Genomic DNA, 21,828 nt, shown 5'->3' on the forward strand with positions numbered 1-21,828 from the left:
ACTGACGACCTGGAAGGCGCCACCTAATGACTGCCCGGCTCAGCCTCTACCAGAAAGCCGAGCAAGAGCTCTATAAGCTCGATCGCTCGGTAAAGGCCAAGTTCTACGATTTCTCCCACCGCTTCCGGGAGAACCCACACGGCAACGGCCTGCAGCTGAAGGCGCTCAAGGGCGACTCGCGAATCTTCTCCGCTCGGATTGACGACTCCTACCGCGCCTTGCTCACCCGCACCGGGACGGACGAAACGGGGGATGACAGCTGGCTGGTCATCACGGTCCGACACCGTCGAGACGTCTACGAGCAACTATCCGTTGCCATCAACCGCGTCTCCGGAGAGATCGAGTTCGTCGACCTCTCCGTCGTCGGCGAAAGCGCCCTGCGCCGCGCCGGCATCCAACTCATCCCGGCCGAACCCGACGCCGCCACCGCCACAGAGGCCGCCCCTGCCGCCGGACCGGATACACAGCCCGACGCCGAGCCGGCTGCCCCTGCATCTTCGCTGCTTGCCGGGTATTCCCGGCAGTTGCTCCGCGACCTTGGCGTCGCCGAACCGCTGATCGACCTCGCACTCACTCTCACCGACACCACCGACCTCGACCGCCTGGTGGTGGGGGCCCCGCTGCTGTCCCAGGACGTCCTGTACGGCCTGGCCGCCGGAATGAGCCCGGACGAAGTACGTGCCGAGATCACCGCTGCGGTTGCCTCAGAGGACCAGATCGACCTCGGAGACTTCGGCGCCGCCCTCGCCCGTACCACCGTCACCACCATCGATGACGCTCTGCAGAAAGTCTTGGAAGAGGGCGACTTCCAGGCATGGAAGGTGTTTCTACACCCCACCCAGGCTCGACTGGTCGATCGCGACTACAACGGCCCCGCCCGCGTCTCCGGCGGCCCTGGCACCGGCAAGACCATCGTTGCCCTGCATCGGATCCACCACCTCGTGCAGCAGCTAAAGCCAGGCCAGGACAAGCCCATCCTGCTGACAACGTTCACCAAGAACCTCACGGCTGACCTGCGTACCCGCCTCACCGACCTCATTGGGGACCCCGATCTCGTTGCCCGCGTGGAGATCGCCCACATCGACGAGCTGGCCCACAGAGTCGTCAGCGAGAACTCGCTCTCGGGCCGTGTCAAGCGGCGCATAGACGACCGCACCGCCCTTACCGAACTGCGTGACGTGCTCGCCGAACTCGGCCAGCAGGGGCTCTGGGAAGCCGAGTTCCTCATTGAGGAGTGGGAGCAGGTCATCCTCGGCCAGTCCGTGGCCACCCGTACGGCCTATTTCCAGACGCGCAGAGCTGGCCGGGGACGCCCGCTCACCCGTCCCGAACGAGCCATGGTCTGGAAGGTCCTCGACGAGTTCACCGCCCGCCTGGACAAGAAGGGCATCGAGACCTGGGGCCAGGCCGCCGAACGTGCCGCCCGCTACGAGATGGAACGTGCCACTCGCATCCAGACCCGCCAGGAATACAAGGATCAGGTCGGTGGCCGCGATCTGATCCATCGCGACGCCGAGGCATCCATGAGCGACCTGAAGCACCGCTACAAACACATCATCGTCGACGAGGCTCAGGACCTGCGCGCCGCGCACTGGAAAATGCTGCGGGCCATGGTCGCCCCCGGTAACAACGACATGTTCATCGCCGGCGACACGCACCAACGGGTCTACGACAACCATGTCACCCTCGGCGCTCTCGGAATCAATGTCCGAGGCCGCTCCGCACGACTGACCCTGAGCTACCGCACCACGAGGGAGATTCTTGCCCGCGCCCTGACAGTCATGTCCGGCGAGACCTATGACGACCTCGACAGCGGAACCGACAGCCTGTCGGGCTACCGTTCCGTTCTGCACGGGCCTGTCCCCGAGCTTTCCGACTACACCACCTGGGAACAGGAACTCGACGGCCTCGCTTCCACTTTGCGCGCATGGCGCGACGAGCTTGCCGCCGACGAAGACGGCGCAGCACGCGACATTCGCGGCTTGATCGCCGTAGCCGTCCCCGACCGAGACAAGGTGAGTCAAGTGATCTACCATCTCGCCACGAAAGCGGGCCTCGGCTACGCACAGCTGACCTCGGACGGCCCTCGCGGTGATGGCGAGATTCACGTGGGAACCATGCCCCGCTTCAAAGGGTTGGAGTACCAGCGCCTCGTCATCGTGGGTGCCAGCGACAAGCTCGTCCCCCGCATGGACTCGATCGACCGGTACCGCACCGAGGATCCGACACGGTACCGCCGGGAGTTGCGCAAGGCCCGCTCGATGCTGTTCGTTGCTGCGACCCGCGCCCGTGACGCCCTCACCATCACCTGGCATGGTGACCCGAGCCCGTTTCTGCTGGAGCCTGCTTCCGGCGCCCCTGGACGCATCCCCCTGGTACAACGCGGCACGGATAGCGTTTGACCGCTCAGAATCCACAGTTTCGAGAGGATTGACAGCTCTTGGGGCCGGGGCAGCAGGTAAGGCTACTCCGGCCCTATGGATACCAAGTGGTCAGACAGCAGCAACCGATCCAATCAAGCCCTCAACGGTTGTCAGTTCCTTCTGCCCTCCGAGGTACCCGATGCCTCGATGCAGATGCACCATCAAAGCCCGGGCAACGTTCTCGTCAGTGGGCTCGTCACCATCCGAGACGCAGCGCTGCTTGAGTAGCGCCAGGTAAATGTCACCGTGCTGACCGCCAAAGGTCTTCCACGTCATCTCAACGTTGGAGTCCGCGACGATTTCCTTGACCAGCGGCGTTGACGGGTCGTTCAAGGAGAGCGCGAGAGCCCAGCGGCAGAGGACGTTCCACTGCGTGATGCCGGTGGTGCGCTTCAGCCGGACAAGTCGATCGCGGGCCGGCTGGGAGAGACGGACGGTATCAAGCGACATGCGAGGCTCCTGCGTTCCACCAGTAGCCCTCGACGACGTTGGTGGTGAAGTCCGTGTCGTCGTGGACCAGGGTGTAGGTGTGGGCGACGGATCTCTTGAGGCGGCCCAACAGGTACTCGTCAATCTCCTCGTCGGTGGACAAGAGGAGGACCTGTTCACTGGCGTGCGGGAAGTAGCGGTCCACGAGGTGTTCACGGTGGCGGCTGTCGAGGCGGCCGAGCGGGGTATCGATGACACTGGGGAGACGGTTCCCCGCAACCTTCATTAGCCCCCAGAGGAGAGAGACCGCCAGGAGCTGGCGCTCGCCGGCGCTGAGACGGCCTGGGTCGATCGGTTCGCCTTCGGAGTCGGTGAGGGTCAACGTGAACTTATCGGTGTCGATGCGCAGGCCTTGGACCAGACCCTGCTTACGCATGAGCTCCTTGAAGCTTTGAAGCATGGCGACTTCGAGTCGGCTGATGTGCCGCTGAAGCAGTGCTTCGCCGAAGCGCTCCAGAGTGCCACGGGCCTTCTCAGAATATTTGATGATCCGCTCGACTTCTTCCGCCTTGACCTTGGTCCGTACGAAGTCGTTGTGGGCTCGTTCCAGTGAGGCGGTGACGTTCTCTCGGCGCCGCTTCAGCTCTGTGATCCGCTCGGTGTCACGGGCGACTGCAGCCTGGATCTGGGCGAAGTCCTGGAGCTGCTCCTCACGCGCGAGTTGGATGGCCTCCACCCTGCTCTGCTCCGGGACACCGGCCAGCTGCCGGTCCAACTGGTCAAGTTCCTCAGCGGCGGTAGCGGTGAGTGCCAGGAGTTCGGTCGCCCGGATCTTGTCCCGTACCAGAACTTCCTCCAGCACTGTCAGCTGGGCCAGGGCATCGTGGGGAAGGCCGAAGTCCACCTTCAAGGCAGTGGACTTGGACCGCTTGGTGCGGTCTTCCTCGAGTTTCCTTACGACCGCGTCCCGTGCATCCTCGGGGAGGAAGTCGAGCAACCACTGGTCACGCTCTTCCAGGACGTTGAGGACCTGGCCGGCTTCGGCGGCCGACTGCTCGCGTCTGGCCTGGTTGCGGACGTCCTTAAGCTGCGAGCTCATCATCAGCAGAGGGAGCGGTCCGGCGGCAATCTGGTTCAGGGAAGCGCGGAGTTCAGCAAGGCGCTCGGCAGCCCGCTTGCGATCCTGCTCGATCTCGATGCGGCGCTCGAACAAGCCGCCGCCTTCCTTTTCGAACTCCCGCTCCAGAGTCTCGAGAGTGCGCTCCGCTTTGCCGAGCTCGGTCTTGCGCTGCGCCAGGCCCTGGACAGCCGTCTCCAGCTCCGTCTGCACGGCGTCGCGCTCTTTCTCCTGCGCGTGAATGTTGTCCATCAGGTGCTGTTCCTCGTCAGACAGTTTCTGACGTCGCTGGAGCGCAAGCAGGTCAGTACGGAGCTGCTGCACGGTGCTCACACCGAGCAAGGAGTGCACCGCAGACTCGATGACCGAAGCCGCCCGCTCGGGATCGGCGAGGGATTCAATCTTCTCGCCGTCGAAGAAGGACAGCGAGGCAACCTCGAGAGGGAGCAAGTCCTCGACGTGGTCTGCCCAGCCCTCGCTGAGCACCTTGCTGAACTTGGTGTCCGGCTGAGCAAGACGGGCGGGCTTGGCGTCGTCGCCGTACTCCTCGTCGACGAAGACGTTAAGGAATTCCTTCAGAGTCTTGCCGCTGGTGCGCCAGCTGCGGACAACCTTGTAGTAGTGCTCCTTACCATCCACCGTTACGGTGAACTCCAGGGTTACTGCGGAGCCGCGGGAAGGATCGTGCTGTCGATTGATGCTCTCGCGCAGGTAGGTGTCGTATGCCTTGCTGCCCCTGCCGCTACACCTGGCACGTGGGCCATATAGGGCCAATTGGATGGCATCAAGCAGGGTCGTTTTACCACAGCCGTTGAGGCCACCGATCAGGATGATCGGCTTACCCTTCTTCACGGTGAGGTCAAGCGACTGCTTGCCCCGGTAGGCCCCGAACTCTTCGAGGGTGATCTTACGCAGGAGCATCGATGTCGGTCTCTTCATCCAGAGTCGGGTTGGTCGCTACGTCATCGCGCCACTTCTTCTTGCGCTGCGCGAATGAGACGGCGTCGTCGTGACCGTCGTAGAAGCCCTTCTGGACGGCGTCTTCGAGCGCCTTGAAGAGACCGGAACGCCGCGTCATTGTGCGGTACTTGCGCTCCACCGACAGCAGCTCGCGCACCATGTCGTAGTGCAGCTCGTCCCCATCGCAGAGCTCCTTGAGAAGGTCCATCTCGTCGGCGCCCATGACGAGCTGTTCGTCGAGCGGACCGCCAGGGAAGTCCTCGCCGGTGGCCTTCTTGTAGATCTCCGGCAGCGTGTCCTCGACCTCATGCTTATCGAAGACCCAGATACGTCGGATCTCGTGGAGCTCGTCGAGGGTGATCAGCTCGATGTTGCGGACGTGCTCGGGGGCATGGGCTCTGATCCAGGTCTGCGCGGTGAGTAGCTCCTCAAGCCACTCCTGCCGAAACTTCTGAAGGTAGGGACCGTGGACAGCTACTTCCTTGCCGTCGCTGCGGCGAGTGAAAAGATTAACCTGACCGTTCATCCGGCGGAAGTCGCGAGCGGCCCTATCGGGCCGAGGGTGAGGCAGCTTCTTGCCGGGCTGGTAGTCAGGGTCTTCCTTGTCCTCCACAGAACCGAAAGGAGAGTCGAGCTTGTCTCGCAGTTGCAGGAGCGGAGTCATCCACTCCTTCTCCTCGTCGTTCTGAATCATCGCGGTCATGGACTTGTCCTGCTCGACCAGCGTGCACGTCCAGCAGCCGAAGCGGCTGGAGCCGCACGACGGGGTGGTCGAGTCGACGACCAGCGGGCACTCGCCGTCGGCGGAAGCGCCCTGGTACATGGTGAGGAGGTCCTGATTGTTGTAGCCCCAGGGGTTGGGCTTCTGCATCAGGTACTCCCACACGTCGTCGTTGGTCCAGTCCTCGACGGGGCTGTAGACGAGCGAGTTGGGGAGGTTCGCGTTCGGAGAGAGGCGGTCGCGGACACGTCGCTTCTCATGCTTCTCCATCGCGCGGGCCCGGGCCTGGCTCTCCGTCTTGCGGATGCCGAGGACCATGATGGCCTCACCATGGGCGGCGACGACGTTGCGGATGAAGGAGTTCGAGGGCTTGATCTTGAGCCGCTCAGTGCACCAGCGGAACTTCGGGCGGGGCGCGGGATAGCCGCGACCGATGAGATTGACCCAGAAGGTGTCCTTGATCTCCGGGGTCAGTCGGTGGGGCTGGATAGGCAGGCCCTGTTCGGTAGCTGCCTTCTCCATGGTCTCCAGCGACGTGGTGACCCACGCGGCGACAACGGGGTTCTCGACCAGAGTGTCTGTGCTGATGACATGAACCGGCTTGTTAAGCTTCTCGGCCGGCAAATCCCTGAGCGCTGTCCAGACCAGCTGAAGGACGGCGGTGGAGTCCTTGCCGCCGCTGTAGCCGATAACCCAGGGGACCTCATCCGCGGTGTAGAGCTCGCGGATCTCGTTGGTCAGCTCGGTGGCTACCTCGTCGAGCGAGCGGCCGTCGAACGCCAGTCGCCGGACAGAAGGGATGCCGAGAGGCAGAGGGGTGTTCATGCATCGCCTCGCAGGTATGCGTCTTCCACTCGCTGCTCCTCGGGGCTGAGCCCGAGACCGAGGTGGTTACGCAGATAGTTCACGGTCAGGGTCACGTTCTGGTGGCTCTTGGAGACACGGCCGCCGACGATGGCTCGTCCCTCCCAGTCGATGTTGGAGCGGGTCCAGTCCACCCTCTTGAGGGGTGTGAGTCGCTTCTTCCACGTGGACGGTGCGGTGGACTCCCTGAGGAGAGAGTTCCCGATGCGCCCGAGGGCGTGCAGAGCAATACCGTGGCTGTGGATGAAGTCTCGGCGCATCTCAGTGGCGGAGAGTGTCCGGTTGCGGACCATCGCCCACTCCGGGAGCGTCTTGTCGATCGCCTCCCAGTATGACTGGGCCAGGTCGGCCGCCTCGCCGCGCTTAATGTCCAGCCCCTGGAAGAGAGCCTGGGTTCCGTAGTAGAGGGCGCTCAAGGTGAACATCATCCGGGAGCGGGCCGAGAGGTTGCTCTTCTCCATCTCGACAAAGCCCTTGAAGACAGTCGACCGGCCAGCCATGACGCGCACGACCTGCGCGGAGCTGTCACGGTGGTCGTAGAGGACGCCGATGGAGCGAGCCGGACGGACCGCGTGCCGGTTGAGATCGGCGAACATTTGTTGCGAGCGGGCGAGCCCCGCATCGTGAAAGAAGACGACGGCGATCGTCTCCTCGCCAAGGTCAGGGTTCTCTTTGAGCGCGAGATCGATGGCAGCGCGACGGTGCTGACCGTCGTTGATCAGGAACCGGGAGTCCATCGGAATGTGGAGCTGCCCGGTTCGGAAGCCGGCGCCATCAGGGCTGTGACTGTCGAAGTGCATGTTGCCGTCGACTGAGGCGGTCAGGGCACTGAAGACGTAGTCGTCTGGATTGTCCAGAATGTACTTACTAAGAGCAGGGAGGCGCCCCTTATTAAGGAGGCGCTGAGCTCGTAGCTCGGGGGGCAGTTCATCCTCGTCGAAGATGAAGATCTTAGGGATCAGCCGCAGGGGGCACATGGAGACGTAGAACTCTCGCCCTGCCTGGATGCCACGGATGGCGGGAAAAGTGTACTCAAACCCTGCGGATGTGCGTGGGGGGATGATTCGGGTCACACCTGCCACAGCTTCGCTCTCCACTCCGACAACTTTAACGTACTCACGATGACTGGCATCCCTCGTTTGACGTACCAAGGCACCCTCATCCTTGCGTACAGGTCACACTGCAGGCAGTGCACGGGACTGGGCGCGCGTTCGTGGGCGCCTTGCCGGATCACCACTCGGCGGGATGACGTGCGGCGCCGCCAGTGTTGACGGACGCGTCGGCACCCGATGCGCGCCAACACGTTACGCGTGTACGTTAACTCGGTGACGTGCACGATGGCAGGGAAACGTCTCAGAAGTGGGTGGCAGTTGTGGTGGCGTATCTGGATGTGGCGGCAACGACCCGGGTCGACCCCCGGGTGGCGGACGTGGTGCTCCACTGGATGACAGAAGACTTCGGGAACGCCGGCAGTCGTACCCACGAGTACGGGGCACGCGCCAAGAAGGCAGTTCAGGAAGCGCGGGCGTTCCTCGCGGCGACAGTTGGCGCCAAGACTGAAGAGGTCATCTTCACTAGTGGAGCGACTGAATCCAACAACATCGCCCTTCTCGGCATCGCGCCGCACGGCAAGAAGCATGGGCGCCGGCACATCATCACCTCTGCCATCGAACACAAGGCAGTCATCGAGCCCCTCCTTCACCTTCAGAGCAAAGGCTTCGAGGTCGACTTCCTTGAGCCCGGACCGTCCGGCCGGATCACCACAGAGGCCGTGCTCGAGAAGCTGCGCCCGGACACCCTCTTGGTCTCCCTGATGCACGTGAACAATGAGACCGGCGTCATCCAGCCCGTCGCCGAGCTCGCCGAGGAGCTACGCAAGACGCCGACCTTCCTTCACGTGGATGCCGCGCAGGGCTACGGGAAGATCCCGCAGGACCTTAAGGCCCCCATCGACATGATCAGCATCAGCGGTCACAAGATCGGGGCTCCGAAGGGGGTGGGTGCCCTGGTAACCCGCCGCCGCGGCTGGGACAAGGCGCCGCTGGAGCCGATCATGTTCGGCGGCGGCCAGGAGCGGAAGCTTCGGCCTGGCACGCTCCCCGTGCCGCTGATCATGGGACTCTACGAGGCAGCGAAGACCTTCCAAGAGGGTCAGGCACGCTGGGCGCGAGAGGCCATTGCAATGCGTGAGCGCATGCTCACCGCCCTCGGGGAGACTCGATTCCACATCAACGGTGACGCCGATCACACCGTGCCACACATTTTGAATGTGACCTTCGACGGACTCAACGCGGAAGCGCTGATCGTACGGCTGAAAGACCAGGTCGCCGTCGCCACGGGTTCGGCGTGCACCAGCGCCTCGTACACGCCGAGTCACGTCCTGACCGCCATGGGGCTGCCGGAGGAGGTAGCCACCAATGGGCTTCGCTTTTCGTGGTTCCCGAGTCAGGTCGCCGACTTCGATCCGGAGGACCTCGCAGCAACAATCGCACGCATGCAACCGGCTGTCTCCGCGTAGATGAAGCTCAGTCTGCTGCGCGGCGCACCAGCCGGTGTCCGCGCAGCTCGCGCCCGCACCTGATCAGCTCGGATGCCCAGCCGTCCTCCGTGCCGATGAGATGGGGGTTCTCGTACAGCCCCGCTTTCAGCTCAGACTCGGTGAGGCGGCGATAACGGCGCACGTCTGGATCGTCGGGTGCGAGAAACTCGTGCTTACGGTGCAGGAGTGGCCGGTTCGTGGATCTCGCGTACGACACATGAGACGTCTCCAACGACTGGAGATCCACTATGTATGAGGACTGGATGCGCGGGTGCGGATCCTTGTCGAAGTCCGGGTAGTCGAGCCAAGAGACAGCACGACCCTGGTGCTTCAGCTTGGCTACCGCCCACTTCTGCGGGCGGCCAGCGGCAATCGAGGCGCAGTGCTCGTACAGCCGTAGCACGGTGGGCATTCGATCCAGCGCGCGCCGGTGCACGTACAGAGCTGTTGGCGTCACCTTCCCGACCTGCGACGCATTCATCGCACCACGCACATATCCGTCATCGCGAAGCTTGAGCAGTAGTCGATCTGAACGCTGGCAGGCTTCTTTGTACGAGGAGAAGAACGTGCGCACGTCGAGCTGAACGCTGAAGGGGAGACTGCTGAAGGGGCCACGTCCGTTGAACAGTTCGACGGCGAGGAAGAGCAAGGTATTGAGGGTTGTACGCTTGGCCCCTTCCGACACCTCCTTAGGGTCGGCGGAGTCGCGAACTAGCCGCTTGAGCTCGTTCGGCTTCAGGTGTGCAAGGAGCTCTGCCACAGGACGCGGCGTCTCTTCGACGCGAGGGTGACGCCCCCGTCGTTCTACGTGATCGATGACAGCGGCAATAGCTGATGTCGTGTCCTCAGAAGCCAGCCATGTGGCATCCGGAACAATACGGTGGGCTAGGTAGCTGAGTCGCGCCGAATCGTCCTTGAAGGCGTAAACGACGCCGGGGGATGCTGAGACACAGCGAGTACCGGTGACTTCCTCGACGTAGCTACGAAGCTCGCTGGCGCCGAAGAGGTGCTGGAAAGTCTGCCGACTGGTGATGAGGCCATCTCCGAACTCTTGGCCTCGAACTTTGGACTTCTCCCACGTGAGTCGCGCAGAGGCGATGAGCACAGTGTTGGCCAACTGCCATGCCTGCATGAGGGTGCGTCGACGTTCTGCGGGATCCTCGATCACGTTCAGGACGTAGGTGAGGAGCACAACGTCGACCTGTTCCAGCTGCGGCTCTGGGCAGTAATACGGATCCCAACCAGTGATCCGGCAGTCCAGCCTCTCGAGTGATCGCACGTCGTCTCCTCGCCCACATCCGTAGTCGAGGATCGTCCGCTCCGGACCAAGCTGCTTGTCTGCGAAAGCCTGCCGGGCGGGGACAGATAGTGCAGCTCGTCCGATCGCAGTAAGACGGCGTTCGCTATTCCAAGGCTGTTGCATGACGTCCTCGCAGGAGTGGCGAGTTGGGACGGTCGCAGGGTAGTGGTGGTCGGAGGCTCTGCGAAGGGCGATCACTTATCAATCAGCAGACCGGGTGAGGAAAGTGGGTCTCCTGTAACTGAGGCTGTTGGTGACGGCTGGAACCAGGGCTCGGCGGTCGTTGAGAGGGACAAGAGCAACGAGCAGACCCGCCAGGCTGGCTCGTGAGGCGCAGCGTGGCGCAGAGACGACCTTGACCAACTCCATGTGGGCTGATCCGCTTGGCAAGTTGGGAAGCAGAGACTTCGGGGGGCTGACGTGACCAGAACTGGATATGGGCGGCAGCGTGTGTACTTGAGGGCAACACGCGCATGAGACTCCGGCGAGGGGTCGCCGTCGTGGCCGCCGGCGGAGCCGTGACGACGATGCTGGTCGGGCTCGTCACGAACGCGGTATCCGAGTCGGAGTGGCCCGGGTGGCTGGGGTGGTTACAGCGCCATGCCTGGTTCTCGTTCGCTGTGCTGGGCGGGACTCTGGTCGGGCTGACCGTGCTTCTTGCTGCGCTGTCGGAATCAGGGGCGCCGGAGCGCCCCGCTGATCCGACGCCCCGGCCAGAGGAAGGCGCGGAGCCTCCGGGTGCTGCCCTCGTGCTGCGGTCTCTTCCACGCGATGCCACCGCCTTCACTGATCGGACGGCCGAGCTGGAGGCGTTGGTGCGGTCCGTACGGATGTCGCAGGAGAGCGGCGAGGCGCTGCCTGTGCATGTGATCGACGGAATGCCAGGGGTAGGGAAGACGACGTTCGCCGTGCACGCGGGGCATGTGCTGTCGGAGCGGTTTCCGGACGGCCAGCTCTTCGTGAACCTCAACGGGCACACCACAGGCAGGCCCCCTGTACAAGCCACCGAGGCGCTGGCCTCCTTGCTGGCGGCAACCGGAGTGCCGGCGCAGCGAATCCCCGTCGGCGACGACTTGGGCGCGGTTACCGAGGCACGGGCGGCCATGTGGCGGAGCCAGCTCGCGGACAAGAAAGCGCTGCTCATCCTCGACAACGCGGCCAGCTATCGGCAGCTGGAGCCCCTGCTCCCCGGCGGAAGCGGCTGCCTCGTGCTGGTGACCAGCCGAAAGCGGCTGGCTGCATACGAAGAGGTGGTCCTGCCGGTAGAGGCGCTGCGACCGGCGCATGCGATCGACCTGTTCATTCGGCTCAGTGGACGGCCGGCGGCCTCACTCAATCGCGTCGTCCTGGAGCAGCTGGTGGCGCTGTGCGGATACCTGCCACTCGGGGTGTCACTGCTCGCCGCGCGGCTGCGCCATCATCCGTTGTGGGGCGCCGAGGATCTGCGTACGCGCCTGGCCGCGACCCGGGACCGGTTGGGCGAGCTCCGGGCCGGGGAACGTGGGGTCGCCGCAACGTTCAGCCTGTCCTACCAGGACCTCACACCTGAGCGGCAGCATTTCTTCCGGTGTCTTGGCCTCTACCCTGGCACCGACCTCGACGCCTTCTCCGGCGCCGCGCTCGGCTCGGTTTCAGTGGCGGTGGCGCGCGAGCGACTCGACGGGCTCTATGACGCCCATCTGATCGACGAGCATCCCGGGAGTCGCTTCCGGCTTCACGATCTCCTACGCGACTACGCCCGCGGTCTCGCCGACGAGGGAGGCACCATGGAAGCTGTTCAGGCCGTTCAACGCGTGTGCACCTACTACCTGGCCGCCCTCGCTGCCGCGAACCGCCACATCGGCCGCAGTGGCGCGACCTACTCAGCACCTCGGAGTGGCGCCACCCCGGTCGAGACCCCGCCCATCGAGTCGCGGACAGCGGCCCTGCGCTGGCTGGAAGACGAGCGAGCCAACGTGCTGGCCAGCATTCGGCGGGCAAACGACCTCGGGCTGCACGAGCTGGTGATCCACATGGCTGCGGCGATGGCACCCTTCCTGCGCCAGGCCGGCCCCTGGGACCAGGCCGTTGGCCTCCACCGGGCAGCCGCCGAGGCCGCTCGGCACACCGGCAACCGACGGGCGCTGGCGGACGCGCTGGCCGAGCTCGGAGTCGTACGGCGATTCATGGCGGCCTACCCCGAGGCCATCGAGGCACTGAACGAGGCGGTGACGGAGTACGAGGTGGTCGGGGAGAAGCAAGGCAAGGCCGACGCCCTGAACCAGGTGGGCATCGTCTGGTACATGATTGCGGACAACGAAGCATCCGCACGGTCCCAGATCGATTCCCTCGCGCTCTACCGCGAGCTCGGCGACCGGCTTGGCCAGGCGAACGCACTCGCGGACCTCGGCATGGTGCGCCGGCAGACCAGCCGCTTCGACGCGGCGGTGGCAGCGCAGACCGAAGCGCTGTCGATCTACCGTGAGCTGGGAGACCGGTACGGGGAGGCCAACTCCCTGCGGGACCTTGGCATCGTGCACTGCCTCCTGGGCGAGTACCGGCTGGCCGCGCAGCATCATCGTGAGGCGTTCGACATCTACCGGGAGCTCGACGACCGGGTCCACCAGGCGTACGCCCTCAACGAGCTCGGAGTCGTGCGGCACCTGACCGGCGATCTCGCCGAAGCGCGGGAGGCACACACCCGGGCGCTGGAGTACTTCACTGAGCTCGGCGAACGGTTCGGGCGCGCGAACAGCATCCGCCACCTCGGGGTGCTGGACCGCATGGATGGGAACGTCACCGAGGCGATCCAGCTGTTGGATGACGCCTTGGGCTCGTACCGCGATCTCGGCAGCCGTGGTGGGGAGGCCGCCTCGCTGGGCGAGCTGGGTGTGGCGCGCGGGGATGCTGGGGAGCGGGACGGTGCCGTCGAGTCGTTCCGGCGGAGTCTGGAGATCCTGCGGGAGCTCGGCGACCGGTGCGGTGAGGCGGAGGTCCTGAACCACTGGGGGGCACTGCTGCGGTCCTCCGGTGACTGGGCCGCCGCAAGCGAGCTCTTCTGGCAGGCACTGGGGCTGGCCCGGGACATCCGCTGCCCGCTGGAAAAGGCACGGGCCCTGGAGGGGATCGGCCGTTGCGACTGGATGGCCGGCGCGCGGGCACAGGCCGAGGGATCACTGCGTGAAGCACTCGATGTGTACCGGCAGTTGGGTGTGGGCGGGGCGGTCGATGCCGTCGAACGGCTGCTTGCGCCGCGGGCCGGGTGAGCCGGGCACGTGGCCTGATTCGGTATGCCGACGAGGCTGCCGGTGCTGCTACGTTGCGGGCTGGTCTGCTCACTCAATTGCCTTTGCACTGCCTCGAGGAGCGTCGAATGCCGTCACGCACGCCGGTTCCCGCGCAGAACGTCTCAGCGCCCCTCGTCGCGGAACCCGCGCACGGTTCGGTCGTCCTGGACCGTGTCGCCGTCCGCGTACGGCAACGGCTGGCAGCCGAGCAGTCCGCGTCCAACCGTGTTGGCGAGGGTGGCCACCAGGCTTCGCTGATCTGGACCTGGCCTCTGTGAGCCCTACCCCGCGATGACACCTCGCGAGAACATCGCCCCCTTCCGGTCGTTCATTCTCAAGGTCGCCAACCGCTGCAACATCGACTGCGACTACTGCTACGTCTTCAACTCCGCGGACCAGGCGTGGCGGCATCTGCCCGCCCGGATGAGTGTGGCCGTGGCCCAAGCCGCGGGGCGGCGGATCGGTGAGCACGCGGCAGCACACGGTCTGCGGGACGTACATGTCGTGCTGCACGGCGGTGAACCCTTGCTCACTGGCCCCCGGCACATGGCGGACCTGCTCGGCGCCGTACGGGCAGGTGTGCCGGCAGGGGTGGCCGTCCGTTTCGAACTACAGACCAACGGGACCCTTCTTACGAATCCGTGGCTGGACCTCTTCGAGCAGTACGAGGTCGTCGTGGGCGTCAGTCTCGACGGGCCGCCTGCTGCGAATGACCGGCATCGGCTGACTCACACCTCACGGTCGAGCGCCGCCTCGGCCGTCCGCGGAATCGAGCTGCTGCGGTCTCGACCGCACCTGTTCGCAGGGCTACTCGCCGTCGTCGACCTAGCCAACGATCCGGTCGAGGTCCACGACTACCTGGCATCGTTCGAGCCACCTGTGATCGACTTCGGTCTGCCACACGGGACTCACGACGAGCCGCCGCATCGCGACGATCCACGCGTGCCCGAGTACGGACTGTGGATGAGCCGCGTCTACGACGCCTGGCTCACCCGGCCTGAGAATCGGCACAGCGTGCGAATGCTGGAGGACATCGTGGGGCTGAGCTCCGGCGTGCGCGGCTCGGTGGAGTCCCTCGGCCTGGCCCCACCGACGAGCGTCGTGGTCGAGTCGGACGGCACGATCGAGGGCGTGGACACCCTGAGGTCCGTCGAGGAGGGTGCCTCCTGGCTGGGGCTCGATGTGTTCGGGCAGTCCTTCGACGAGGTCCTTCACCATCCGAAGCTCCTCCACCGGCGAGGCGGGAAGGCCGCACTCGCCGGACAGTGCCAGAGCTGTCCTCTGGTGGGGGTATGCGGCGGAGGCTACCTGCCTCACCGCTTCAGTACCGACCACGGCTATCGGAATCCCTCCGTCTACTGCGCAGATCTGGAGTACCTCATTCGGCATGTTCAGGGCTCCTTGCGCCAGCACGGCTGGGCACCGCACACGGCGACGCCCCCGTAGCCACAAGCCGTGCCGTCACAGCAGGATCATGCGTTGGAACGAGCGAGTGAAGCGAAGAGCGACAGGAGATCTCGATGACCGTGAGGATTCGCCCGGCCGACAGGAGCGACATCGAGGCCTTGGCCGAACTGATCGAGGAGATCGAGCGGTTCTACGGATCGACCGAGATCCAGCCCCTCGAAGAACGCCGCTCCCAGGTGGAGGACGCGCTCTTCGGCTCCCCGCCGCTGGCCTCCGCGCTCTTGGTCGAGGATGAAGCTGGCGCTCTCGTTGGACTCGCCGCCTATTCGTTCCTCTGGCCGGCGGCCGGTTCCTCCCACTCTCTGTTCCTGAAAGAGCTCTATGTCCGCGGCACCCTCCGCCGTCAGGGCATCGGCGCCCGGCTTATGGGCGAGCTCCGCGCCCTGGCCGCCGCACGCCCCGGATGCAGCCGGGTCGAGTGGATGACGGACCGCGACAACTCTGGGGCACGGGCCTTCTACAAGTCATTGGGGTTCACGGAGTTCGACGGGAAGATCGGCTACCGCGTGGACAGCGGTACGAGGTGAGGGTGGGGCGGATCCGTGTCGGAAGTACGTTGCGATCGCTGTGACTTCGTCATCGGTCTGGGCTGTGCGTGCCCGCCCAACGGATCCACACCAAGGGCGCGGACAGCGACCTCGCCCCGACTGTCGTGGCAACACTTCTCTGCGGACACGATTCTGATCTCCCCCATGCAGTGCGCGCACCTTCCCGGAGCCTGCACCCACCTGACCGAAGATCTGGTCACCGCGCCACGCTGGGGCTGGATTCCCTCACCACCGGCCGGGCTCTGGGACCGGTTGAGCAGCAGCTACCCGGCGACCGCAACAGAAGGAAACACGGCACGGCAGGCGGTACGGCGGTGCGAGGATTGCCAGACAACGCTGGCGTGATACGAGCTGCCGCGGGCGCAGGCGCAAGGGGACGCCTTGAGCTTGCCGGGCGAGCACTCGCAGCGACGCTCCCCTCAGGCGTTCCCGTCGCAACCGGCCATGACCCAAGGTCCGGCGGCCTCGCTTACCCCACGCTGTCCGGTGCGCTCGAACCTGAGGCGGACGCCCCCTCCGCCTCATCGTTGTAGCCCTCGGGAGCCTCGCCAGCGGCAGGGATGCGCCACTGCACGTGATCGGGCCACAGGATCACGCCCAGAGCACCTTCCAGGTCGATCACGGTCAGCGTGTCGGCCCAGACCGTGCCGTTCAGGACGTTGGCGATCACCTGTCGGTTGACCCCGCTCCTGCGAGCAAGGGCATTGGCGCTCAGCCCTTGGTCCGACATCGCCTGGGCGAGCTTCCGAGCGATTGCCTGTGCGACGAGGGCGCCACGGTGCGGCTGCATCATGGCATGCGGCCATTCGCCGCCGACCACGTATGTGTTCGGCCTCTGCGCACGTCTCGTTCCTCCAGGCACCTGACAAGTGTGACGGAAGGGCGCTCGGAATGCGGACCCACCTCACCCATGCTACTGATATAGCACCCTTGGAGGAGCGGGTCCGGAAAGGAATCTCTAGTGATCTTTCACGAGCGACCGAGCTGCATCTCACGCTTGGGGCGGCCGTCTCGCGCGGCCTATCCACACGCAGCGCAGATGACACGCAAAACCCACCGCCAGCGCTGGCGTGGATCAAGTTATTAGCGTCACGCCTCACCTCCTACAGCATCGCCGAGCTGCCCCATGACGACGTCGCAAGAGGCGTCACCTGGCGAGCGAATCCGCTGACATGCCAGCGCAGCTCAACTCCAGCCGCTGGCAGCCGTGTTACTTGGCAACAAGATCCATAGTTCGCCTGCGCCAGGCGACGACCGTGTTCTACGCTGCGCACGCGCCAACTCTCGCACGGCCCCTGGAGGACGCCTTGGCCAGCAAAGGTCAGCACTCGGCACAGGCCGAGCCGGCGAAACCGCTGCCTCACCCTCGCGTGCCTGCGTCGACGTACTGCGACCTGATCCCCATAGCAGGGAGGTTCACCGAGCAGTTCCACGTCAGCGCGCTGGATGAGGCAACTGACATCGGTCCGTGGCGGATCGGGATCTCCATGAAGTTCTTGGCCGACTGTGGTCTGGTCGAGAAGATCTCCGCCCGGGGCATCTACCAATCGTCACCGAGCGCTCAGGAGATCGCCCACGCCTGGGCAAGCGGTCGGGCAGAGGGACTGAGTGCCCTCCGCACCGCCTGGCAGAAGCGGTGGTTCGTACGATCCGCACGAGAGCGTCTCGAGCAGGGATCCGCACCCCGGGTCGCCCTCAGGCTGAAGTTCCTCCGACAAGTGCGAACGCGTGGTCACGAGAAGGCAGTCGACCGACTGCTCGACCTGATGGTCACGACAGGCTTTCTCATCGAGGAGCCTGACGGCCTCGTCCGGTGGTACGAGCAAGTAGCTCCTGCCTATGACAGCGCCGCAGCGCCCGGGGTACCCACCGCGCAGACGGGTCCGGGGCAACGCTCCACCACCGGAAAGCCTCAGGCAGACGAGCCGGCCGACGATACCGGACCCTCATTCTCCCCAGGCCCCAGCGCCGACACCCCGCGCCGTTCGGACAAGGACGAGCCGACCGTCCCCGGCCCCCGAAGAGAAGGCGAATCCGACCCCCGCCTTGGCCCCGACGTGGACGTCGAGAAGCTGCTGTCGGCACACCTCGGCATGGGCGAGGCGTGGCACATGAATCCCGACGAGGCCGCCGCCCTGCATGACCACGTGACCGGTCTGGTCACTGTGCTGTCTGCGGTGAGCGCTCGCGCACAGACCAGCGAGGCTCCTCTGAAGGCCGAACTCCTCGTTCCGTTGTGGCCACTGGCAGCCATCGCGGCGATGGACCGTGGCGAATGGCTCGACACCCATCGGCTGATCCAGCAGCTGGGTTCCGCCGCGCCGCTGCGAAAGGAGTCCATGAACAACTGAGAGCTGGGTCCGGAGGCGCTCTCTCCTTGGCCGGTTCGGCGCCTCCGGACCCCCACCGAAAACCCACCACTTCCCCGCGGGCAAACAGCCCACGAGAGAGGAGGCTTTGGCGTGCCCTCACACAAGGCGAGAGCCACCAGTCACCGTAGCGCGGCTGAGCCGCACACCCCACACGTTTCGTCGAATCCAGTGATCATGACCGCTGCCCAGCGGTACTCCGGCGAGCGAGCGGTAGGTATCCATGGCTAGGATCACTCTCCGCTCAGCCTTCCTACGCGTCGTACGCGAGTGGGGACACGGCGGTCCGGCAGGGGCGCCTGAGCGCCCAGACCGCCGAGTCCTACATCAAGGTCGGCGAGCGCCTGCTGCGATTCACCACAGCCCTGAGCATCACTCGGTTGGACGACATCACGGACGTCGTCGCTCAGACTTTCATGGACGCGCCAGGACACGACCGGCAAGGGCGACTGATCACGACACCCGCCGACAGCACGCGCCGGGTCCGCAAGTCGGGTGTCGACGCCCTGTTCGCGGAGGCCCGGCACCTCGGCCTGACGACGGAAGCCCCGTTGCTCGACCTTCCACCGATCCCGCGGTCCGCGCCCCGGCCTGCCGGCGCGCTCTCCGACTGCGACATCGAAGCGCTACGGTTCCACGCCGAACGCGGCATGCCCCAGACTCGGCACGCCACCGTCCTCGGCCTGCTGCTCTCCGGCCTGCACACCGGCGAGATCGGCTACACCTCCGTCAGCGATCTCGATCTCCCGCACGCCCGGGTCTGGGCCTGCGGCACCACTCACACCACAGCCCGCTACTGCCCGCTCGACGACGACTGGAGCATCAGAGTCTTGCGCCTACGCGCCGACTGCATCGTCAAGCACTCAAGCGCGAACAGCTCCGCAACCCTCGCCACCATCGCCGCCTCACCCGCCTACCGGCGCCAGGCCAGCGTATGCACCGCCTTCGGTGAGATCGTCCGCAGTAGTGGCATCGCGGCTGAGGGACGCTCGGCGGCCCCGCGAGACGTCTCCAGCTGGCTCGCCGCGAAGACCCTCGAGCAGACCGGTCAGATCGCCGACGTCGCTCTCCGCTTCGGCCTGTCCTCCCTGGATGGGGCAGCTCGGCTGGCCGGTTACCAGTGGCGACCCTCCACAGAGGAGGCCGACACGTGAGCACGTCCACCAGAGCCCCGAGCAAACTCAAGAAGGCCGCCAAGGCCAAGAAGAAGCCCGACTGGATCCTCGGCCCCACACCTCGGGACATCTTCAGCCCGGCCGGCTTCGCCCCGAACCCAAGGGTCCCGAAGCGCGGAACATCCCAGAGATCGAACGGCTGGAGCTCGTCGTCGCCAACCCTGCCCTGTACGAGGTGGCCATCGCAGTCCTCCCCCGAAAGGAGCCGGGGACACGCGGACGCACCCCCCACTATCCGCCCTACGTCTTCCTCATCTACGTCTGTGCCATCTCCGTCTTCAACACGGCCCGCTCCACCGAAGCAAACCTCCAGCACAAGACGATCTGGGAGATCGTCCGCGAAGGAGTACGCCGATGCCTGGGCGACGAGGAGGCCGACGCCCTCCCCGAAACCGGCCCTCAGCGCCATCACTGGCTGCAGTACCGGCACAAAATGCTCGACGCCCTCCCTCAGCTCCGTGAAGCTTCCCGGGACGCCTGGATCCAGCAGGCGATCGCTCTCGGCTACCTGTCGGAGGCGAGATCCCGCGGCTGCTGGTTGCGCCCGAGCCGTAGCCAGGTGATCAACGGCGACGCCACCGTCGTCAGACCCCCTTCGGACCAGACCGAGGAGTTCACCCGCGACGAGAAAACCGGCGAGATGCGGCGGCCCAGAGTCGATCCAGACGCCGGAATCCAGATCGAGGGTGGCGACAGGGCCGTCTACGGAAAGAAGATCGTCTCCTTCTCCGTACGGCTGCCGGAGAGAGCTCACAGCCGGATCATCCTGAACGCCGACGGTGCCCGCCACCTGTCCCCGGAAGAGGACCCAGACAGGGAGGAGGAGGCGAGCACGGCCCTGCGCCTCGCCCACGAGATCCTCGACCGCGCGCCAGGCGTCATCGCCGCCGTGTTCGACACCGCTTGGCGCGGAACCCACCGGGCCAGGCTCGTCACCCGCGGAATCGTCGTCTACACGCCCCAGCATGACGGAATCAGCCCCAGGCCACTGAACAAGTACCGCTATGACCACTGCATCCACGACGTCTACGCGGCAGCCGGGCGGTCATGCGAACGCCACATCTCCGTCGACGGGCAGACCATCTACATGCCGCTCCCCGTCCGAGAGCTCCCGGTACGCCCCGGAGTGAACAGCTACCGCTTCTACCACGCAGTCGAAATCCCCTGCAGGAACGGACCGCACATCGAGCTGATCCCCGTCTACGAGACGAAGGAGGACAGGGCACTCGACCCCAGAACCAAGCGACCGAAGTTCAACCGCTGCGAGCACCTCCGCCAGATCCCGCCGAACACCGACCTCGGGGACCGACTCAAAGGATTCCGCCAGGACAGCGAGTCCACCAACTGCACCCTCGACTACTCCCACTGGGACAAGCGCCTGCCAGCCTACGGCGCCCCCGGAGCCCTGCTCATCTACCTCGGCTTCGCCTGGATGATCAACTCCATCGCCCTCGGCACCGTGGGGGAGCCACGCAGGTGACTCGCTGGCTGACCGGCGGCCGGTCAGCCGTCCATCCAGCGCCGGGCGGGTAACCCCCTCGCCTGTGCACCCCCACCCGCTACACTGACGGCGGCGCGCCAGTCCGCTGGCGCACCGCTGGATCAGTGGACCGATGTGTCCTGGATCGCGACTTCCGTCGCAATTTCCTACACATTTTCCTACAGATCCCCGCCTTCGTAGCTCAGGGGATAGAGCACCGCTCTCCTAAAGCGGGTGTCGCAGGTTCGAATCCTGCCGGGGGCACCATGTAGTACCGCTCTGACCTGGGGTTTATCCCCCAGGAAGGGGTCTCACTCGGCCTCGGACGTCTCGTCCGGGGCCGTTTGCGTGAGCGCTGCGTGAGCGGACGGGGCGGCAGCCCCCGAAATGGCCCCCAAAAGATCAGCACCATCCGGCACGTCGCGAGGGGCGCGCGCACGCGGGACGAGGCGGGCCGCAGCCTCGGCGATCGCAAGATCAGCTTCGGGGAGGAGGCTCGTGTACGTGTCCGCCGTGATGGTGATCGAGGAGTGGCCGAGCATCTCCTGGATGTCCTTCAGGTCGGCACCGGCCGCGTGGGCGAGGGTCGCCGCCCCGTGGCGCAGGTCGTGGAGCCGGACCGGCGGTAGGCCGATTTCCTCGTACAGTTCGATGAAGCGGCGGGTGACGTTGGCGGGGTGGAGCAGTTCCCCGTTCTCGCGGGTGAAGACGCGGCCGGTCTCCGCCCAGGCGGTCCCCCACTTCTCACGCTCCTCGTCCTGCCGAGCGCGATGCCGGCGCAGGACCTCGACCGTGTCCGCGTCCAGGGCGATGGTGCGCGCGCCCGCGTCGGTCTTGGGGTCGTCCTCGTAGACCTCCCAGCCGTCGACGACGAGCTGCTTGGCGACGGTGAGCAGGCCGGCGTCGAGGTGGGTATCGGTCCACTTCTGTCCGCACGCCTCTCCGCGCCGGAGCCCGCGGAAGGCGATGAGGTGGAACAGTGCGTACAGGCGATCGTCCGCCGCGTGGTCGAGGAACTGGCACGGCTCTCTCGCCCAGTGGTGTGAATCGGATACGTGGGAAGCCCATCGGCGCTAAAGTCTTGCCTGCTGGGCGGCAGCCCGGCGGCAGTGGGTGCCTCGAAAGGGCGCCAGAGGGTGGGGGCCTAAGTTGGGCCCCCTGGAGTGTCCG

At 65.4% G+C, this 21,828-nt stretch carries 15 protein-coding genes, 1 tRNA gene and 1 pseudogene; 10 read left to right on the top strand and 7 right to left on the bottom strand.

The features are described 5' to 3' along the window. Nucleotides 1–26 precede the first annotated feature (26 nt). On the top strand, nucleotides 27–2,402 hold the full coding sequence (locus ACGFRB_RS19250) for a UvrD-helicase domain-containing protein (protein WP_393244400.1): 2,376 nt from the start codon (nucleotides 27–29) through the stop codon (nucleotides 2,400–2,402). Between the two features lie 90 nt (nucleotides 2,403–2,492). Here the strand turns inward: ACGFRB_RS19250 and dndE are convergent, their stop codons facing one another. From dndE to dndB, 4 genes are read right to left on the bottom strand one after another with little or no spacing between them, the layout of a single operon-like run. Beyond that, the gene (gene dndE / locus ACGFRB_RS19255) at nucleotides 2,493–2,873 is read right to left on the bottom strand and encodes a DNA sulfur modification protein DndE (RefSeq protein WP_383311098.1); all 381 of its coding nucleotides are present in this window, start codon (nucleotides 2,871–2,873) and stop codon (nucleotides 2,493–2,495) included. After that, nucleotides 2,863–4,890 (bottom strand): DNA sulfur modification protein DndD, encoded by a 2,028-nt coding sequence (gene dndD, locus ACGFRB_RS19260; protein WP_393244402.1) that lies wholly within the window; start codon nucleotides 4,888–4,890, stop codon nucleotides 2,863–2,865. Before dndD ends, dndE begins: the two co-directional genes overlap by 11 nt. Then, nucleotides 4,877–6,475 carry a DNA phosphorothioation system sulfurtransferase DndC gene (gene dndC / locus ACGFRB_RS19265; protein ID WP_031053312.1) on the bottom strand — a complete coding sequence of 533 codons (1,599 nt, stop codon included), beginning with the start codon at nucleotides 6,473–6,475 and terminating at the stop codon, nucleotides 4,877–4,879. Before dndC ends, dndD begins: the two co-directional genes overlap by 14 nt. After that, on the bottom strand, nucleotides 6,472–7,611 hold the full coding sequence (gene dndB, locus ACGFRB_RS19270) for a DNA sulfur modification protein DndB (protein WP_393244404.1): 1,140 nt from the start codon (nucleotides 7,609–7,611) through the stop codon (nucleotides 6,472–6,474). The genes dndC and dndB overlap by 4 nt, the downstream gene beginning before the upstream one ends. A gap of 266 nt (nucleotides 7,612–7,877) precedes the next feature. Between dndB and dndA the strand changes: the two genes are divergently transcribed. Further along, the gene (dndA, locus tag ACGFRB_RS19275) at nucleotides 7,878–9,032 is read left to right on the top strand and encodes a cysteine desulfurase DndA (protein WP_383311192.1); all 1,155 of its coding nucleotides are present in this window, start codon (nucleotides 7,878–7,880) and stop codon (nucleotides 9,030–9,032) included. A gap of 7 nt (nucleotides 9,033–9,039) precedes the next feature. On the opposite strand, the gene ACGFRB_RS19280 is transcribed toward dndA, so the two are convergent. Then, a complete protein-coding gene (locus ACGFRB_RS19280) occupies nucleotides 9,040–10,476 on the bottom strand; it encodes a DNA phosphorothioation-associated putative methyltransferase (RefSeq protein WP_393244406.1) in 1,437 nt (478 codons plus the stop codon). Between the two features lie 350 nt (nucleotides 10,477–10,826). On the opposite strand from ACGFRB_RS19280, the gene haaT reads away from it, so the two are divergent. The 4 genes from haaT (at nucleotide 10,827) to haaN (ending at nucleotide 15,613) form a co-directional block, all read left to right on the top strand. Beyond that, nucleotides 10,827–13,598, top strand: coding sequence for a cyclophane-containing RiPP biosynthesis TPR protein HaaT (haaT, locus tag ACGFRB_RS19285; protein ID WP_393244408.1), 2,772 nt, complete (start codon nucleotides 10,827–10,829; stop codon nucleotides 13,596–13,598). A gap of 107 nt (nucleotides 13,599–13,705) precedes the next feature. Then, nucleotides 13,706–13,897, top strand: coding sequence for a HaaA family cyclophane-containing RiPP peptide (haaA, locus tag ACGFRB_RS19290; protein WP_078874310.1), 192 nt, complete (start codon nucleotides 13,706–13,708; stop codon nucleotides 13,895–13,897). A gap of 13 nt (nucleotides 13,898–13,910) precedes the next feature. Beyond that, nucleotides 13,911–15,065, top strand: a complete 1,155-nt coding sequence (locus ACGFRB_RS19295) for an FxsB family cyclophane-forming radical SAM/SPASM peptide maturase (protein ID WP_393244410.1) — start codon at nucleotides 13,911–13,913, stop codon at nucleotides 15,063–15,065. A gap of 74 nt (nucleotides 15,066–15,139) precedes the next feature. Continuing rightward, nucleotides 15,140–15,613: a cyclophane-containing RiPP N-acetyltransferase HaaN gene (gene haaN, locus ACGFRB_RS19300; RefSeq protein WP_393244412.1), complete on the top strand. Its 474-nt coding sequence runs from the start codon at nucleotides 15,140–15,142 to the stop codon at nucleotides 15,611–15,613. Between the two features lie 490 nt (nucleotides 15,614–16,103). On the opposite strand, the gene ACGFRB_RS19305 is transcribed toward haaN, so the two are convergent. Next, nucleotides 16,104–16,427 carry a helix-turn-helix domain-containing protein gene (locus ACGFRB_RS19305; protein WP_383311113.1) on the bottom strand — a complete coding sequence of 108 codons (324 nt, stop codon included), beginning with the start codon at nucleotides 16,425–16,427 and terminating at the stop codon, nucleotides 16,104–16,106. A 514-nt stretch (nucleotides 16,428–16,941) separates the two neighbouring features. On the opposite strand from ACGFRB_RS19305, the gene ACGFRB_RS19310 reads away from it, so the two are divergent. From ACGFRB_RS19310 to ACGFRB_RS19325, 4 genes are all read left to right on the top strand, one after another. Further along, nucleotides 16,942–17,985 carry a hypothetical protein gene (locus ACGFRB_RS19310; RefSeq protein ID WP_383311114.1) on the top strand — a complete coding sequence of 348 codons (1,044 nt, stop codon included), beginning with the start codon at nucleotides 16,942–16,944 and terminating at the stop codon, nucleotides 17,983–17,985. Nucleotides 17,986–18,383: 398 nt separating this feature from the next. Next, a complete protein-coding gene (locus tag ACGFRB_RS19315) occupies nucleotides 18,384–19,157 on the top strand; it encodes a hypothetical protein (protein ID WP_393244414.1) in 774 nt (257 codons plus the stop codon). Nucleotides 19,158–19,353: 196 nt separating this feature from the next. Continuing rightward, complete coding sequence (locus tag ACGFRB_RS19320) at nucleotides 19,354–20,658, top strand: hypothetical protein (RefSeq protein ID WP_393244416.1); 1,305 nt, start codon at nucleotides 19,354–19,356, stop codon at nucleotides 20,656–20,658. A gap of 191 nt (nucleotides 20,659–20,849) precedes the next feature. Further along, a tRNA-Arg gene (locus ACGFRB_RS19325) sits at nucleotides 20,850–20,925 on the top strand. Between the two features lie 44 nt (nucleotides 20,926–20,969). Here the strand turns inward: ACGFRB_RS19325 and ACGFRB_RS19330 are convergent. Next, nucleotides 20,970–21,674, bottom strand: a pseudogene (locus ACGFRB_RS19330) (site-specific integrase); the annotation flags it as partial. Nucleotides 21,675–21,828 lie beyond the last annotated feature (154 nt).

The organism is Streptomyces sp. NPDC048718 (genome assembly GCF_043198875.1).
Lineage (GTDB): Bacteria > Actinomycetota > Actinomycetes > Streptomycetales > Streptomycetaceae > Streptomyces.